Genomic DNA, 16,902 nt, shown 5'->3' on the forward strand with positions numbered 1-16,902 from the left:
TTTTGTTGGCGGATCGTTGGTACGCGACCGTGGCTGGCACGGGCAGTGGTGACCCTTGTTGGGTCCGCCTTGTAGGGAGCCGAGCACCGCAGGGGAATCAGGGGCGAAGAGGTCGCTCTATCCTGTAGAGCCGACTGCTAGTCGGCTGGCTCTCCGCGCCGTCCCCTGATTCACCGAGGCGCACAGGGCACCGGTACGCAGCACCGGCTCGCGGATGGTGGAGCGCTTCTTTGGTTACTTTCTTTTCGCGAAAAGAAGGTGACAAGCCCAATCATCGACGGAGAGCAACGGCCCCAGCCAAACGCCCGGCGCCGCCGAATGCGCTCTCCGCGGAGTCATTGCAGATCACGCAAATTCAGTTTCCGCAGCGTCGGGTTCTTCCACGCGGTGATCCCGGCCACGCTCAGCACCGCAAACCCACCCAGTACCACAGCCGGGACCAGGCCGAGCAGTTTTGCCATCGTGCCGGCATAGAACGCGCCCAGCTCGTTGGACGAGCTGATGAAGATGCCGTTGATCGACGATACGCGGCCGCGCATCTCTTCCGGCGTGGCCAGCTGCAGGATGGTCGAGCGGATCACCACCGAAACGCCATCGAAGGCGCCGTAGAACAGCAGGATCAGCGCCGACAGCCAGAAGTGCTGCGACAGCCCGAAGCCGATCACGCACAGGCCGAACCCGGCCACCGCGAACAACAGCACGCGGCCAGCATTGCGGTGCAGCGGGTGGCGCGCTAGCCACAGGCCGACGCACACCGAGCCCAGCGCCGGCATGGCGCGCAGGATGCCCAGGCCTTCCGGGCCGTGGTGCAGGATCTCGTGCAGGAACGCCGGCAGCATCGCCACCACCCCACCCAGCAGCACCGAGAACATGTCCAGCGCCATTGCGCCGACCATGATCCGGTTGCCGACCACGAAGCGCGCGCCTTCGGCGATGCTCTTGAAGATCGGGGCGGCCGGGCCGGCATGCACCGGTTCTTCCACTTTCAGCGTGGCCAGGCAGGCCATCGCCACCAGCGCGAAGGCGGTGGCCACCGCGTAGGACAGGCCCTTGCCACCGAAGCCGACCAGCACGCCGCCCAGTGCCGGGCCGGCGATCATGCCGGCCTGGAACACCACCGCGCCCAGGCCGGCGCCACGGGCGAACTGGTCACGGGCCAGAACGCGCGCGAACAAGGCGTTGTAGATCGGCGACAGGAAGGCGCGGACCATGCCGGTCAGTGCGATGGCCGCATAGATCGGCCACACGCCGTCAATCGGCAGCCAGCCCATGGCCACGCTGGTCAGCACCAGGGCGGTGGCGATCAATCCGCAGCAGGCGACCATGCCCAGCCGGCGGCGCGGCAGGTGGTCCACCAGGTAACCGGCGAACGGGGCCACGCAGAAGAACGGCACGACCTCGGCCAGGCCGATCAGGCCCAGCGAGAACGGATTGCGGGTGACTTCGTAGATGTGCCAGCCAACGGTGACCGCGACCACCTGGTAGGACAGCATCGCAAAGATGCGGTACGCCAGCAGCCTGGCGAAACCGGGCCGGGACAGCAGGCCCAGCGCGGTGTCTTCGGCCGTGGCAGGCTCGCTCACGAAGGGTCGCGCTGCAGCTGGGCCTGCGCGGTCTCGCGGATGAAGGCCAGCATCGCCGCCACGCCGTTGCTGCGGGTGGGCGAGAGGTGGCGGGCCAGGCCGATGTCCTGGATGTAGCTCGGCTCGGTGTCCAGGATCTCCTGCGCCGAGCGCCCGGAGTACACGCGCAGGGCCAGGAAGATCAGGCCGGAGACAATCGCCGAATCACTGATGGCATGGAAGCGCAGCGACTGCGCGTTGCCTTCGGGCACGATCCAGACCATCGACTGGCAGCCGAGCAGGCGATGCTGTTCGGTCTTCCAGTCTTCAGGGAAGGGCGGCAGCTTGCGGCCGAGGTCGATCAGGTACTGGTAGCGCTCGGACCAGTCGCCGAAGAAGCCGAATTCCTCGGCGATGGCGGCCTGGGCCTCGGCGGCGGTGGGTTCAAGCGGGAACGGGGAGTCGGTCACAACAGTCTCTACGGTGGGGCGTGGCCGGCGGACCGGCCACGGGGCAGGGCGGGTCGTCAGCCGCGCTTGCGCGACCAGCGCACGCCCTGCGGGGTGTCTTCCAGCACGATGCCTTCGGCGGCCAGCTGGTCGCGGATGGCGTCGGAACGGGCGAAGTCGCGCGCCTTCTTGGCGGCGGCACGCGCATCGATCAGGCCCTGGATGCGGGCATCGTCGCCGTCATCGCTGGCGGTGGTGCCGAACCACTGTGCCGGATCGGCCTGCAGCAGTCCCAGCGCCAGGCCGGCACCGAGCAGCTCACCCTTCAGGCGTGCCTGCTCGGCCGGGTCGGTGGCCCGGCGCGCATCGGCGGCGATGCGGGCCACTTCGGCCAGCGCCTGCGGCGTGTTGAGGTCATCATCCAGGGTGGCCTCGACCGTGGCCGGGATCGCTACGACCGCCTCGACCGATGCCAGTTCGCGCAGGGTGCCGTACAGGCGGTCCAGGGTGCGCACCGACTGCTCGATCAGTGCATCGGACCAGTCCAGCGGCTGCCGGTAGTGGGCCGACAGCAGGGCCAGGCGCAGCGCTTCCGGCGGATGCTGGCGCACTAGGTCGTGCACGCGCTCGATGTTGCCCAGCGACTTGCTCATCTTGGCGCCGCCGAAGTTGAGCATGCCGTTGTGCAGCCAGAAGCGGGCGAAGATCCTGCCGCCGTGGGCGCATTCGCTCTGCGCGATCTCGTTCTCATGGTGCGGGAACTGCAGGTCGACGCCGCCGGCGTGGATGTCGATGGTCTCGCCCAGGTGGGCGGCGGCCATCGCCGAGCATTCGATATGCCAGCCCGGACGGCCCCGGCCCCACGGCGATTCCCAACCGGGCAGGTCGTCGCTGGACGGCTTCCACAGCACGAAATCGCCCGGGTCACGCTTGTACGGCGCCACGTCGACGCGGGCACCGGCCAGCATTTCGTCCGGGTCGCGGCGCGAAAGCTTGCCGTAGCCGTCGAAGCTGGCCACCGCGAACAGCACGTGGCCCTCGGCGGCATAGGCATGCCCATTGGCGATCAGCTGCTCGATCATGGCGATGATCTGCGGCATGTGCGCGGTCACTTCCGGCTCGATGTCCGGCGGCACCACGCCCAGCGCGGCCATGTCTTCACGGTAGGCGGCGGCGAAGCGGTCGGTGATGGTGCTGATCGGCACCCCCTGCTCGCGCGCGGCGGTGTTGATCTTGTCGTCCACGTCGGTGATGTTGCGGGCGTAGCGCAGTGCGCCGAAACGGCGCCGCAGCAGGTCGGCCAGCACCCCGAACACCACCGGGCCACGGGCATTGCCGATGTGCACGTAGTTGTAGACCGTCGGGCCGCACACATACAGGGTCGGACAGGCCGGGTCGAGCGGGGTGAACGGTTCGAGCTGGCGAGTCAAGTTGTTGTGCAGGCGCAGGGTCATGGGGCTGTGACTGGGGGACAAGCCTGTGATTTTAGAACGTGTCGCGTCCCTTTGGGGGCACCGGTTGCCACCGGTGGACGCCGGTTGTTCCAGGGTGGGGTGGGCAGGAGCGGCGTGGACGGGTAATGTTCAGCCCCTTGCGCTCGCCACTGCCTACACTATTGCCGTGTCCTTGCTCCCGTCGCCAATGAAACCCACCGCGTTGCTGACCCTGGCCTGCCTGTCGGCGCTGCCCGCCGTGGTGCTGGCGCAGGAGGCCGAGCCCCGCAACCGGGTGGTGATCGTGGAGAACGTGAAGTTCGACTACGCCCAGGTGCTGAATGTCGAACCGGTGTTCCAGACCCTGCGCGCGACCCGCACCGAGGAGCATTGCGAGCCGGTGTCGACCCGCACTCTGGCCCCGGTCAACGTGACCGGGGAGGAACCGGTCGAGGACAAGGGCCGGATCAGCCGCTTCTGGGACTCGGTGCGCTCGATGTTCAAGCGCAGCGATGACGAGGTTTCCGAGGACCCCGCTGCCGAGACGCCCGCCCCGGCCCCGGCCAGCAACGGGCCGATGCTGACCCGCGACTGCCGCATCGTGCCGGTGGGGCGTGAATTCCGCCGCCCCATCGCCTATGACGTGGATTACGTCTACAAGGGTACCAAGTACCGCTCGCGGCTGCCGGAAGACCCCGGCAACCGGCTCAAGATCCGGGTGTCGATCACCCCGTGGGTCGGCCCTGAGCAGGGCACGGCCAGCAATCCCTGATTCTGCGACCCGGGCCCCTTGCGCCGGCCCCGGTCGCATGCAAAGATATCCGGCCATGAAGCTCACCGACTTCCAGCACGACAGCAGCGCAGCCCGACAGGCGTCGGGCATGACCTCGCGTGCGCGTCGACCGGAACCCCACATTCTCGCTGGGTAACCGGAGCTTTTTGCTGTTCGTCCGAAAAAAACCCAGCCCGCCGGCTGGGTTTTTTCGTTTCCGCGTTCTGAAAGCTGCAACTGCAACCTTTTCGCTTCACCTTTGCTTCCTGTTTTCCCTTCCACCGCGTCGAACCCGGCGCCGCCACGCAAGGAAAGATGATGTCCCCCAAGCACTTCCTGAACACCCAGGACTGGAGCCGCAGCGATCTTGATGCGCTGTTGACCCAGGCGGCGCTGTTCAAGCGCAACAAGCTCGGCGACCAGCTCAAGGGCAAGTCGATCGCGCTGGTGTTCTTCAACCCGTCCATGCGCACCCGCACCAGTTTCGAACTGGGCGCGTTCCAGCTCGGCGCCCATGCGGTGGTGCTGCAGCCGGGCAAGGATGCGTGGCCGATCGAGTTCAACCTCGGCACGGTGATGGACGGCGATACCGAGGAGCACATTGCGGAAGTGGCCAAGGTGCTGGGCCGTTACTGCGACATCATCGCCGTGCGTGCGTTCCCGAAATTCCAGGACTGGGCGTACGACCGCCAGGACATCGTCCTCAACAGCTTCGCCAGGTATTCGCCGGTGCCGGTCATCAACATGGAGACCATCACCCACCCGTGCCAGGAGCTGGCCCACATCATGGCGCTGCAGGAGCACTTCGGCACCCAGGACCTGCGTGGCAAGAAGTACGTGCTGACCTGGACCTACCATCCCAAGCCGCTCAACACCGCCGTGGCCAACTCGGCGCTGACCATCGCCACCCGCATGGGCATGGACGTGACCCTGCTGTGCCCGACGGCCGACTACATCCTCGACGAGCGCTACATGGGCTGGGCCGAGCAGAACGCGGCCGAGAGCGGCGGTTCGCTGAAGATCAGCCATGACATCGACAGCGCCTACGCCGGCGCCGACGTGGTCTACGCCAAGAGCTGGGGCGCGCTGCCGTTCTTCGGCAACTGGGAGCCGGAAAAGCCGATCCGTGACCAGTTCAAGCACTTCATCGTCGACGAACGGAAGATGGCGCTGACCAACAACGGTGTGTTCAGCCACTGCCTGCCGCTGCGCCGCAACGTGAAGGCCACCGACGCGGTGATGGATTCGCCGCAGTGCATCGCCATCAACGAAGCCGAGAACCGCCTGCACGTGCAGAAGGCGATCATGGCGGCGGTTGCCGGGCGCTAGATCGCACAAGGGGTAGGGCCGACCGCTGGTCGGCTGCTCCCGCAGCGGCGCATCCAACATTTCGGCCGACCAATGGTCGGCTCTACCGAATTCTCATCCCCCAAGTGGACCTGACCCCCATGAGCAACAAAGACGTCGTTCTCGCCTTCTCCGGCGGCCTGGATACCAGCTTCTGCGTGCCGTACCTGCAGGAGCGTGGCTACAACGTGCACACCGTGTTCGCCGACACCGGCGGCGTGGATGATGAGGAGCGCGACTTCATCGAAAAGCGCGCCGCCGAACTGGGCGTGGCCAGCCACGTCACCGTCAACGGTGGCCCGGCCATCTGGGAAGGCTTCGTCAAGCCGTTCGTGTGGGCCGGCGAAGGCTACCAGGGCCAGTACCCGCTGCTGGTCTCGGACCGCTACCTGATCGTCGATGCCGCGCTGAAGCGTGCCGCCGAACTGGGTACCCACATCATCGCCCACGGCTGCACCGGCATGGGCAACGACCAGGTCCGCTTCGACCTGGCCGTGAAGGCGCTGGGCGATTACCAGATCATCGCGCCGATCCGCGAGATCCAGAAGGAACACACCCAGACCCGCGCCTACGAGCAGAAGTACCTGGAAGAGCGTGGCTTCGGCGTGCGCGCCAAGCAGCAGGCCTACACCATCAACGAGAACCTGCTGGGCCTGACCATGTCCGGCGGCGAGATCGACCGGTGGGAAGCCCCGGGCGAGGGCGCGCGCGGCTGGTGCGCACCGCGCAGCGAGTGGCCGGAACAGGCGCTGACCGTCACCCTGAAGTTCGTTGAGGGCGAAGCCGTCGAACTGGATGGCAAGGCGCTGCCGGGCGACCAGATCCTGGCCCAGCTCAACAAGCTGTTCGCCCCGTACGGCGTGGGTCGCGGCGTCTACACCGGCGACACCGTGATCGGCCTGAAGGGCCGCATCGTGTTCGAGGCCCCGGGCCTGGTCTCGCTGCTGGCCGCACACCGCGCGCTGGAAGATGCGGTGCTGACCAAGCAGCAGAACCGCTTCAAGCCGGACGTGGCGCGCAAGTGGGTGGAGCTGGTGTACGAAGGCTTCTACCACGACCCGCTGAAGACCGATATCGAAGCCTTCCTGAAGTCCTCGCAGGCCAAGGTCAACGGTGAAGTGGTGCTGGAAACCCGTGGTGGCCGCGTCGATGCGGTGGCCGTGAAGTCGCCGCACCTGCTCAACACCAAGGGCGCCACCTACGCGCAGTCGGCCGACTGGGGCGTGGAGGAGGCTGAAGGTTTCATCAAGCTGTTCGGGATGAGCTCCACTGTCTATGCGCAGGTCAATCGCGGTTGACCTGTGACGGGGGGCCGGCCGCTGGCCGGCGCCTCGCAACGTCGATGGAGGGTAGTGCCGGCCGCTGGCCGGCTCGTGGCACGGCTGGATCATTGCGGAGCCGGCCAGCGGCCGGCACTACCGATTTCGAACCCTACGGATATTCAGACACATGCTTGACCAGACGCTCGATCACCTGCAGGCCCTGGTGTCCTTCGACACCCGCAACCCGCCGCGTGCGATCACCACCGGTGGCATCTTCGATTACCTGCGCGCGAACCTGCCCGGCTTCAATGTCGAGGTGATCGACCATGGCGCCGGTGCGGTCAGCCTGTACGCCGTGCGTGGTACGCCGAAGTACCTGTTCAACGTGCATCTGGATACCGTGCCCGATTCGCCGCACTGGAGTGCCGACCCGCACGTGATGCGCCGGCTGGATGACCGCGTGGTCGGCCTCGGCGTGTGCGACATCAAGGGCGCGGCCGCGGCGCTGGTGGCCGCGGCCAATGCCAGCGACGGTGATGCCGCGTTCCTGTTCTCCAGCGACGAGGAGGCCAATGATCCGCGCTGCATCGCCGCCTTCCTGGCCCGTGGACTGTCGTATGAAGCGGTACTGGTGGCCGAACCGACGATGAGCGAAGCGGTGCTCGCGCACCGTGGCATCAGTTCGGTGCTGATGCAGTTCGCCGGCCGTGCCGGGCACGCCTCGGGCAAGCAGGATGCGGCCGCCAGCGCGCTGCACCAGGCCATGCGCTGGGGCAACCGCGCGCTGGACCATGTGGAATCGCTGGCCTCGGCGCGCTTTGGTGGACTGACCGGCCTGCGTTTCAACATCGGCCGCGTCGAAGGCGGGATCAAGGCCAACATGATCGCACCGGCTGCCGAAGTGCGGTTCGGGTTCCGCCCGCTGCCGTCGATGGACATCGATGGCCTGCTGGCGACCTTCGCCGGTTTCGCCGAGCCGGACGCTGCCGTGTTCACCGAGACCTTCCGTGGCCCGAGCCTGCCTGCCGGTGACATCGCCGAAGCCGAGAACCGCCGCCTGCTGGCGCGTGACGTGGCCGATGCGCTGGAGCTGCCGATCGGCAATGCCGTGGATTTCTGGACCGAGGCGTCGCTGTTCTCGGCCGCTGGCTACACCACGCTGGTGTTCGGCCCGGGCGACATCGCCCAGGCCCACACCGCCGACGAGTTCGTGACGCTGGACCAGCTGCAGCGCTATACCCACGCCGTGCACCGGATCATCGCCGCCGGCGCCTGATCGACCCTACAACGCCGCCCGGCCCCGGCCGGGTGGACCTGCAACGCGGCGACCGCCGCCTGTGACGAAACCGAAATGTCTCCTGCCCTCCAGCCTCACCGCCAGACCCGCCAGACCATCGTGCGCCTGCTCTCCAGCATGGCCAGCGCGAAGGAGATCAGCCAGTACCTCAAGCGCTTCTCGCAGCTGGATGCCAAGCGCTTCGCCGTGGTCAAGGTCGGCGGCGCAGTGCTGCGCGACGACCTCGACGCGCTGACCTCCTCGCTGTCGTTCCTGCAGGAAGTCGGGCTGACCCCGATCGTGCTGCACGGCGCCGGTCCGCAGCTGGACGCCGAGCTGTCGGCCGCCGGCATCGAGAAGCAGACCGTCAACGGCCTGCGCGTGACCTCGCCGGAAGCGCTGGCGATCGTGCGACGGGTGTTCCAGCAGTCCAACCTGCGCCTGGTCGAAGCGCTGCAGCAGAACGGTGCGCGTGCCACCTCGATCACCGGTGGCGTGTTCGAGGCCGAGTACCTGGACGTGGACACCTACGGCCTGGTCGGCGAGGTGAAGAAGGTCAACCTGGCCCCGATCGAGGCCAGCCTGCGCGCCGGCTCGATCCCGGTCATCACCAGCCTGGGCGAAACCGCGGGCGGGCAGATCCTCAACGTCAACGCCGACTTCGCCGCCAATGAACTGGTGCAGGAACTGCAGCCGTACAAGATCATCTTCCTGACCGGCACCGGTGGCCTGCTGGACGAGCAGGGCAACGTGATCGATTCGATCAACCTGTCCACCGAGTACGACCACCTGATCGCGCAGCCATGGATTCATGGCGGCATGAAGGTGAAGATCGAGCAGATCAAGGATCTGCTTGATCGCCTGCCGCTGGAATCGTCGGTATCGATCACCCGGCCGGCCGACCTGGCCAAGGAACTGTTCACCCACAAGGGCTCGGGCACGCTGGTGCGCAAGGGCGAGAAGGTGCTGCGCGCCACCGCCTGGGACGAACTGGACCTGCCGCGCCTGAAGGGCCTGATCGAGTCCAGCTTCGGCCGCACCCTGGTGCCGGACTACTTCGAGAAGACCCGGCTGCTGCGTGCCTATGTCAGCGAGAACTACCGCACCGCCGTGATCCTCACCGACGAGGCCGAGGGCGTGTACCTGGACAAGTTCGCCGTGCTCGACGATGCGCAGGGCGAAGGCCTGGGCCGTGCGGTCTGGAACGTGATGCTGGAGGAAACCCCGCAGCTGTTCTGGCGTTCGCGCCATGGCAATCCGATCAATCATTTCTACTACGCCGAATCCGATGGCTGCTACAAGCAGGATCACTGGAAGGTGTTCTGGTTCGGTGCCGATGGCATCGACCGCATCAAGACCTATGTCGACCACTGCGCCCAGCGCGCGCCGAGCCTGCTGGGGTGAGCGATGAGGCCTCCTGACGCCTGGAACGCGGTTCCCACCCTGCGCGGCCAGCACGTGACGCTGCAGCCGCTGCAGCCTGCACACGTGCCGGGCCTGCGCGATGCGCTCGAAGGCAGTGGCCTTGACCAGCTCTGGTACACCCAGGTGCCGTCGCCGCAGCAGGTCGAGCCCTATGTGCAGGCGGCGCTGCAGGCACAGAGCGAAGGCAAGGTGCTGCCGTTCGTGATCCGCGATGCGGCCGGCGTCATCATCGGCAGCACGCGCTTCTACGACATGGATGCCAGCGTGCCCAGGCTCAGCCTCGGCTACACGTGGTACACGCCGCGCGTGCAGCGCACCGGTGCCAACACCGAAGCCAAGCTGTTGCTGCTGCAGCATGCGTTCGAGGTGATGGGCTGCATCAGCGTGGTGCTGGAAACCAGCTGGTTCAATCTCACCTCGCGCACCGCCATCGCCCGCCTCGGCGCCAAGCAGGATGGCGTGCTGCGCAACCACAAGCGGCACGCCGACGGCACGCCGCGCGACACCGTCATCTTCTCCATCATCGATGCGGAATGGCAGGGCGTGAAGCGCCACCTGCAGTACCGCCTGGACAGCCACGCATGAACGATTCGACCTTCACCCTGGGCATTGTCGGTGCCCGCGGCCATACCGGCGCCGAGCTGATCAAGCTGGTGGCCGCTCATCCGCGGCTGGAACTGGCCTTCGTCTCCTCGCGCGAGCGCGCCGGGCAGCGCCTGTCCGACCATCACCCAGAATTCCAGGGCGATCTGCAGTACGAGAACCTGGACGCCGACGCGGTGGCGGCCAAGGGTGTGGACGCGGTGATCCTGGCCCTGCCCAACGGCCTGGCCGCGCCGTTCGTGGCCGCGCTGGAAGCAGCGAAGCCGGATACCGTCATCGTCGATCTCTCGGCCGACTACCGTTTCGACAACGGCTGGTACTACGGCCTGCCGGAGCTGACCCGCGGCCGCTACACCGGCCAGAAGCACATCAGCAACCCGGGCTGCTATGCCACGGCGATGCAGCTGGCGGTGCATCCGCTGCTGGACCTGCTGGCCGGCCCGCCGCAGTGCTTCGGTGTGTCCGGCTACTCCGGCGCCGGCACCACGCCGTCGGACAAGAACAACGTCGAACTGCTGGCCGACAACCTGATGCCGTACGCGCTGACCAACCACGTGCACGAGCGCGAGGTGTCGGTGCAGCTGGGCGTGGCCGTGGAATTCATGCCGCACGTCGCGCCGCACTTCCGGGGCATCACGCTGACCGCCAACCTGTGGCTGAACCGCGTGCAGACCCGCGAACAGATCGTCGAGCGTTTCCAGCAGGCCTATGCCGGCGAACCCCTGATCGAAGTGGTGGATGAAGCGCCGTGGGTCAGCCGTATCGCCGGCCGACACGGTGCCCAGGTCGGTGGCTTCACGCTCGCGCCGGGCGGCAAGCGGGTGGTCGTGGTGGCAACCCTGGACAACCTGCTGAAGGGCGCGGCCACCCAGGCCATGCAGAACCTCAACCTTGCGCTGGGCATCGACGAACTGACGTCGATCCCGCACTGAACACGCCTTCCGGAGCCCCCATGGCAGACCTTCTTTGGCAGAAGCCCGGCGTCGCCGTCGACGCCCAGATCCAGACCTTCCTCGCCGGCGACGACGTGATCCTCGACCGCGAGTTCTTCCTGCACGACATTGCCGCCAGCGCCGCGCATGCGCAGGGCCTGCAGCACATCGGCATCCTCAGCGCCGATGAGCTGGCCGGCCTGCTGCGCGAACTGGACGTGCTGGCGCAGGACTTCCGTGAGGGCCGCTTCATACTGGATACGCAGTACGAAGATGGCCACTCAGCGATCGAAGCACGGCTGACCGAGCGTCTCGGCGATGCCGGCCGCAAGATCCACACCGGTCGCAGCCGCAACGACCAGATCCTGGTGGCCACCCGTCTGTGGCTGAAGGAGAAGCTGCAGCGCGTGGCGCAGCTCAGCGCGGAAGTGGCCAAGGTCGCGCTCGACCGTGCGCAGGCCGAGAAGGCCCTGCCGATTCCCGGTTACACCCACATCCAGCGCGCCGTGGTGTCCTCGGCGGGCATGTGGTGGGCCGGCTGGGCCGAGGCCTTCATCGACAACGCCATCCGCGCCCGCGACACCCTTGCGCTGGTCGACGCCAATCCGTTGGGTACCGCTGCCGGCTATGGCGTGAACCTGCCGCTGGACCGCGAGCACACCACGGCGGCGCTCGGCTTCGCGCGCATGCAGATCTCGCCGATCTATGCGCAGCTGTCGCGCGGCAAGTTCGAGCTGGCAGCGCTGGAAGCCCTCGGTGGCGCCACGCTGGACCTGCGCCGCATCGCCTGGGACCTGTCGCTGTTCACCAGCGCCGAGTTCGGCTTCGTCGCGCTGCCGGCGCAGTACACCACCGGCAGTTCGATCATGCCCAACAAGCGCAATCCGGACGTGATCGAGCTGATGCGCGCCACCCACGCCAGCGTTGCTGCCGCGCGCACCGAGATCGAGCAGTTGCTGTCGCTGCCCTCGGGTTATCACCGCGACCTGCAATCGTCCAAGGGCGCCATCTTCCATGGCTTCGGCCGCGGCCTGGCCGCGCTGGAGCTGCTGCCGGCATTGCTGGCCAACCTGGAATGGCGCGACGACCGGCTGCGCGCAGCGATCGACTCGGGCATGTACGCCACCGACGTGGCGGTGGAAGCGGCCGTGGCCGGTGTGCCGTTCCGCGAGGCTTACAAGGCGGCAGCGGCAGGTGCCGACAGTGCAGGGCAGGGGCGCACGCCGGAAGGCAGCCTGGCTGCGCGCGTGTCGCCCGGCTCGGCGGCCGATCTGCGCCTGGAGCAACTGCACGCACGCTGGCAGGCGCTGGCCTGATGGCGGGCACCGTCTACCTGGTGCTGGCGATGCGCCGTCCGGACTTCAATGCCGCGGCGGTGCAACCGCACCGCGATTTCCTCGATGCGTTGCAGGCACAGGGCAAGCTGCAGCTGACCGGCGGCTTCGCCGATGGCAGCGGTGGCGCCTACGTGCTGTGCAACGTGGACAGCCTGGCGCAGGCGCAGGCCATCGTCGCCACCGACCCGCTGGTGACGATGCAGGCCTCCGACCTGACCGTGCACGAATGGAACATCCGCTGAGAGCCTGACCAATGACCCTGCACGCTGCCAACGTCGCTTCGCCGTTCCCGCAACAGGCGCTGCCGCCGTGGCGGCGCGCGGTGCTGAAGGTCGGCAGCAGCCTGCTGGCGGCCGATGGTGGCGGCCTGTCGCCGCGCCATGCGCTGGGCCTGGCGCAGTTCGTCTCGGCCAATGTAGCGGCCGGGCGCGAGGTGGTGATCGTGTCGTCCGGTGCGGTCGCCGCAGGGCGCGCGATCCTGCCACGGGCCGATGAACCGGGTGCGGCGATGGCGGCGCGTCAGGCCTTGGCCGCGCTCGGCCAGGCCCAGCTGATCGGGCTCTGGCAGCGCTTCTTCGAGCGCCCCGTGGCGCAGGTGCTGCTGACCCACGACGACCTGCGCAACCGCCGCCGCTACCTCAATGCGCGCGCCACGCTGAGCGAACTGCTGCGGCTGGGTGCACTGCCGGTGGTGAACGAGAACGACACCGTATCGGTGGATGAACTCAAGCTCGGCGACAACGACAACCTGGCCGCTACCGTGGCGGCGCTGGTCGATGCCGATGCGCTGTTCATCGCCACCGACATCGACGGCCTGTACAGCGCCGACCCGCGCACGGTGGCCGACGCGCGGCCACTGCACGATGTGCCGGAACTGAGTGACGATGTGCTGGCAATGGCCGGCGGTGCCGGCTCGCGCGCCGGCACCGGCGGCATGCGCACCAAGCTGGAGGCAGCTGCCAAGGCGGGCCGCCTCGGGATCGAGACCTACCTGTTCAACGGCCGCAGCAGCGACGTGGTGCGCGCGCTGGCGCAGGACCGCCTGTTCGGTACCCGCATCCATGCCGCACGCAGCCGTGAGGCCGCCCGCAAGCACTGGCTGCGGCACGCGCCGTTGGCTGAAGGCGCGATCGTCGTCGATGCCGGTGCGGCACAGGCGATGCGCGAGAAGGGGGCCTCGCTGCTGCCCGGTGGCATCACCGCTGCGGAGGGGGCATTCCGGCGCGGCGACATGGTGCAGGTCTGCTGGAACGCGCCGCAGGGCCGCGTCTGCGTGGCCCGCGGGGTCAGCCAGTACGCGGCCGACGATGTGCGCCGCATCGCCGGCCATCATTCGCGCGACATCCAGGCCGTGCTCGGCTACAACTACGGTGGGAGCGTCGTCCATCGTGACGACCTGGTGCTGCCATGACCGGTTTGAAGGACACCCCGATGAGCGAAATCGAAGCCCAGGCGCGCGCCTGCCGTGATGCAGCGCAGATCGTTGCCGGCCTGGACAGTGCGGCGCGACGCACGCTGCTGCTGGCGATGGCGCAGGCCCTGGAGGTGAATGCCGGACTGATCCTGGCCGGCAACGCACGCGACCTCGCCGCCGCGCGCGACAAGGGCGTTGGCAGTGCCATGCTCGACCGCCTCGCACTGGACCCGCCGCGGCTGTTCGCGATGGCCGAGGCGGTGCGCGAGGTGGCCGCGCTGCCTGACCCGGTCGGCCAGGTGACCCGTGATGACGTACGTCCCAACGGCATCCGCGTGCAGAAGGTGCGCGTGCCGCTGGGCGTGATCGCGATGATCTACGAGGCCCGCCCGAACGTCACCGCCGAAGCCGCGGCGTTGTGCCTGAAGGCGGGCAACGGCGTGATCCTGCGCGGGGGCTCCGAGGCGATCCATTCCAACACCGCCATCGCCCAGGCGCTGGCCGGTGCCCTGAACGCCAACGGTGTGCCGGCGGCGGCAGTGACCGTGCTGACCGATCTGCGCCGCGAAGCGATGCTGGAACTGCTGCAGTTGCACGAGTTGATCGATCTGGCGATCCCGCGCGGCGGCGAAGGCCTGATCCGCTTCGTTGCCGAGCATGCACGGGTGCCGGTGATCAAGCACTACAAGGGCGTCTGCCACCTGTTCGTGGATGCCAGTGCCGACCCCGGCAAGGCCCTCGATCTGCTGGTGGATGGCAAGTGCAGCCGGCCGGCGGCGTGCAATTCCCTGGAAACGCTGCTGGTGCACCGCGAGGTCGCCGGAACGTTCCTGCCGCGCGTAGCGCAGGCGCTGGGCGAGCGCGGCGTGCAGCTGCGCGCCGATGCGCAGGCACAGCCGCTGCTACCTGGCAGCACGGCGGCCACCGAAGAGGACTATGCCGCCGAATTCCTCGATCTGGTACTGGCGGTGCGCGTGGTCGATGATCTCGATGCGGCCATCGCGCACATCCGCACCTATACCTCCGACCACACCGAAGTGATCGCGACCGAAGACGCCAGCCATGCCGAGCGCTTCGTCAACGCGCTGCGCTCGGCGGTGGTGATGGTCAACGCTTCGTCGCGCTTCTCCGATGGTGGCCAGCTGGGCCTGGGCAGCGAGATCGGCATCTCCACCACGCGCCTGCATGCGTATGGCCCGATGGGCCTGGAAGCACTCACCGTCGAACGATTTGTCGTGCGCGGTGAAGGGCAGACGCGCAAGTAGATCCACGCCCTGCGTGAATGCTCTTCGCGGTAGACCCCCGTGCCGACCAAGGTCGGCACCCACCGGGCCCGAGCGCCGACCAAGGGCGGCAGCTGCCAGGTCGTCGGCTACACCACCTCGCGGCGGATGCCGACCGGCCGTGCGTGGTCATCCATGTGCAGGGTGGCGGCCTTGCAGCCCATCAGTCGTTCGGCCAGTCCTGCGCTGGCCCCCAGATCGGCCGCGACTTCGTTGAGGCTGGCCAGTGGCCTTGGCTGGCGACGTTCGCGGCCACGGAAGCGGGCGCGGTTGTACTCGGCCCAGGTGATCAGCAGTACGCTGGCGCAGAGCAGCAGCAATGGCAGCGCGACCAGCACGTACGGGTCGAACTGGCCCTGTCGTTCGTACAGCTGCCGCCAGGCCAGCTGGCCGCCGATCAACCACGACAGCAGGGTCACCAGTGGCGCCCACAGGTAGAAGTAGAAGCCCCAGAACGCCAGGGTGACAAATCCCCAGGCGGTGCGCTGGAAGCGTGGCTGGCGATGCGGCTTGCGGATCATCCGCGAGTCGAAGCGGTTGGACGGGTGGTGCGCGTTCATCGGATCCCCCGGTCAGGGCTGGTCCAGGTGGCGCGCCTGCTGCGACGGCGCAGCAGCGTCTTCGGCAGCGCCACCAGGGTGGTGGAAAGGCTGATCAGCCAGTACGCCATCGGGTACCAGATGACCCAGAAGTAGTTGCGTCCAATCTGTGTCTCGTAACGCCGGTCGATGATCAGGCTGCTGGCGAACTGCAGCAGGCAGACCATCGCCAGGATCACGCCGTGCCACTCCGGCAGCAGGGTGGCGATGTGCAGCTGCGGTGGCAGCTCGATGAACTTGCCCAGCGCCCACAGCAGCACGATGAACAGCATGGTGTAGGCCCAGATCACGCTCAGCACGTACTCCAGCAGCACGCCCCACATGCGCCGCTCTTTCCAGTGCAGCAGCGAGCGGGCGTGGCGCAGCATCACCTCCACGCCGCCCTGCGCCCAGCGCAGCCGCTGCCGCCACAGGCCTTTGAGTGTTTCCGGCATCAGGATGAAGCACAGCGCATTGGGCTCGTAGCGGATGTCCCAGTGCGCGCGCTGCAGGCGCCAGCTGATGTCGATGTCCTCGGTCACCATGTCATCCGACCACCAGCCCACCTGGTGCAGGGCGGTACGGCGGAAGCCGGCGATCACCCCGGAGAGGGTGAAGATGCGGCCATAGACGCGCTGTGCGCGCTTGATCATGCCGATGATGGAGGAGAACTCGGCGACCTGCAGGCGGCCAAGCAGGGTGGAGCGGTTGCGGATGCGCGGGTTGCCGGTGACTGCACCGACCCGGTTGCCGCTGACCAGATGCCAGACCATCCAGTGCAGCGCATGTTCCTCCAGCATGGCATCGCCATCAATGCAGACCAGGTATTCCGAGCGCGCGGCCAGCGCACCCATGCGCAGCGCATTGGCCTTGCCCAGGTTGCGGTCCAGGTGCAGCACGCGCAGCCGCGGGTGCTTCGCTGCCAGGGCATCCAGCCGCGCGCCGGTGTCATCGCTGCTGCCATCGTCGATGGCGATCACCTCATAGTCGGCGGGGTAGCGCTGCGCCAGCGCCGCGGCAAGCGTGTCGTCCAGGTTCTCCGCTTCGTTGTGGCAGGGCACCAGCAGGGTGGCGAAGGGAGGAGCGATCATCAACGGGGGATCGTTGCGCGGGCGCGAGTGGCGTTCACGCCGGAAGTAGTAGTACAGGCCGCCGGACATCCAGAAGAACGCCATCACCATCGGGTAGTAGAAGGCGAACTGGAACAGAACCTGCAGCAGCGGATGCAT

16 protein-coding genes are annotated in these 16,902 nt (G+C 67.5%); 11 read left to right on the forward strand and 5 right to left on the reverse strand.

Translation table 11 applies throughout. The features are described 5' to 3' along the window. Window positions 1-335: 335 nt before the first annotated feature. The 3 genes from LRM18_RS01290 to cysS are packed head-to-tail and all read right to left on the reverse strand — an operon-like array spanning window position 336 to window position 3,465. Window positions 336-1,583 (reverse strand): MFS transporter, encoded by a 1,248-nt coding sequence (locus LRM18_RS01290; RefSeq protein WP_154330941.1) that lies wholly within the window; start codon window positions 1,581-1,583, stop codon window positions 336-338. Beyond that, window positions 1,580-2,032 carry a SufE family protein gene (locus tag LRM18_RS01295; RefSeq protein ID WP_053460907.1) on the reverse strand — a complete coding sequence of 151 codons (453 nt, stop codon included), beginning with the start codon at window positions 2,030-2,032 and terminating at the stop codon, window positions 1,580-1,582. Before LRM18_RS01295 ends, LRM18_RS01290 begins: the two co-directional genes overlap by 4 nt. Window positions 2,033-2,088: 56 nt before the next feature. After that, window positions 2,089-3,465 (reverse strand): cysteine--tRNA ligase, encoded by a 1,377-nt coding sequence (gene cysS, locus LRM18_RS01300; protein ID WP_049468122.1) that lies wholly within the window; start codon window positions 3,463-3,465, stop codon window positions 2,089-2,091. A gap of 187 nt (window positions 3,466-3,652) precedes the next feature. On the opposite strand from cysS, the gene LRM18_RS01305 reads away from it, so the two are divergent. The 11 genes from LRM18_RS01305 (at window position 3,653) to LRM18_RS01355 (ending at window position 15,077) form a co-directional block, all read left to right on the forward strand. Further along, window positions 3,653-4,216, forward strand: coding sequence for a hypothetical protein (locus LRM18_RS01305; RefSeq protein ID WP_053460905.1), 564 nt, complete (start codon window positions 3,653-3,655; stop codon window positions 4,214-4,216). A 318-nt stretch (window positions 4,217-4,534) separates the two neighbouring features. Next, a complete protein-coding gene (locus tag LRM18_RS01310; RefSeq protein WP_270949685.1) occupies window positions 4,535-5,545 on the forward strand; it encodes an N-acetylornithine carbamoyltransferase in 1,011 nt (336 codons plus the stop codon). A 119-nt stretch (window positions 5,546-5,664) separates the two neighbouring features. Beyond that, the gene (locus tag LRM18_RS01315; RefSeq protein WP_049468128.1) at window positions 5,665-6,861 is read left to right on the forward strand and encodes an argininosuccinate synthase; all 1,197 of its coding nucleotides are present in this window, start codon (window positions 5,665-5,667) and stop codon (window positions 6,859-6,861) included. A 151-nt stretch (window positions 6,862-7,012) separates the two neighbouring features. Further along, the gene (locus tag LRM18_RS01320; protein ID WP_150828108.1) at window positions 7,013-8,101 is read left to right on the forward strand and encodes an acetylornithine deacetylase; all 1,089 of its coding nucleotides are present in this window, start codon (window positions 7,013-7,015) and stop codon (window positions 8,099-8,101) included. Between the two features lie 75 nt (window positions 8,102-8,176). Continuing rightward, entirely contained in the window at window positions 8,177-9,505 is a 1,329-nt protein-coding gene (locus LRM18_RS01325) for an acetylglutamate kinase (RefSeq protein ID WP_064238899.1), read from the forward strand. 3 nt (window positions 9,506-9,508) lie between these two features. After that, the gene (locus LRM18_RS01330; protein WP_270949689.1) at window positions 9,509-10,111 is read left to right on the forward strand and encodes a GNAT family protein; all 603 of its coding nucleotides are present in this window, start codon (window positions 9,509-9,511) and stop codon (window positions 10,109-10,111) included. Further along, window positions 10,108-11,061, forward strand: a complete 954-nt coding sequence (gene argC, locus LRM18_RS01335) for an N-acetyl-gamma-glutamyl-phosphate reductase (RefSeq protein ID WP_270949691.1) — start codon at window positions 10,108-10,110, stop codon at window positions 11,059-11,061. Before LRM18_RS01330 ends, argC begins: the two co-directional genes overlap by 4 nt. 20 nt (window positions 11,062-11,081) lie before the next feature. After that, window positions 11,082-12,377 (forward strand): argininosuccinate lyase, encoded by a 1,296-nt coding sequence (argH, locus tag LRM18_RS01340; protein WP_270949693.1) that lies wholly within the window; start codon window positions 11,082-11,084, stop codon window positions 12,375-12,377. Beyond that, on the forward strand, window positions 12,377-12,640 hold the full coding sequence (locus LRM18_RS01345) for a YciI family protein (RefSeq protein WP_053505935.1): 264 nt from the start codon (window positions 12,377-12,379) through the stop codon (window positions 12,638-12,640). The genes argH and LRM18_RS01345 overlap by 1 nt, the downstream gene beginning before the upstream one ends. A gap of 11 nt (window positions 12,641-12,651) precedes the next feature. Continuing rightward, on the forward strand, window positions 12,652-13,809 hold the full coding sequence (gene proB, locus LRM18_RS01350) for a glutamate 5-kinase (protein ID WP_270949698.1): 1,158 nt from the start codon (window positions 12,652-12,654) through the stop codon (window positions 13,807-13,809). After that, on the forward strand, window positions 13,806-15,077 hold the full coding sequence (locus LRM18_RS01355) for a glutamate-5-semialdehyde dehydrogenase (RefSeq protein ID WP_270949700.1): 1,272 nt from the start codon (window positions 13,806-13,808) through the stop codon (window positions 15,075-15,077). Before proB ends, LRM18_RS01355 begins: the two co-directional genes overlap by 4 nt. A 107-nt stretch (window positions 15,078-15,184) precedes the next feature. On the opposite strand, the gene pgaD is transcribed toward LRM18_RS01355, so the two are convergent. Together pgaD and pgaC are read right to left on the reverse strand one after the other, a co-directional pair. Further along, window positions 15,185-15,655 carry a poly-beta-1,6-N-acetyl-D-glucosamine biosynthesis protein PgaD gene (gene pgaD / locus LRM18_RS01360; protein ID WP_049468144.1) on the reverse strand — a complete coding sequence of 157 codons (471 nt, stop codon included), beginning with the start codon at window positions 15,653-15,655 and terminating at the stop codon, window positions 15,185-15,187. After that, window positions 15,652-16,902, reverse strand: coding sequence for a poly-beta-1,6-N-acetyl-D-glucosamine synthase (pgaC, locus tag LRM18_RS01365; protein WP_176422008.1), 1,251 nt, complete (start codon window positions 16,900-16,902; stop codon window positions 15,652-15,654). The genes pgaD and pgaC overlap by 4 nt, the downstream gene beginning before the upstream one ends.

The sequence above is a fragment of the Stenotrophomonas sp. PI_27 genome (assembly GCF_027854495.1).
In the GTDB taxonomy this organism is placed as follows: Bacteria; Pseudomonadota; Gammaproteobacteria; order Xanthomonadales; family Xanthomonadaceae; genus Stenotrophomonas; species Stenotrophomonas pavanii.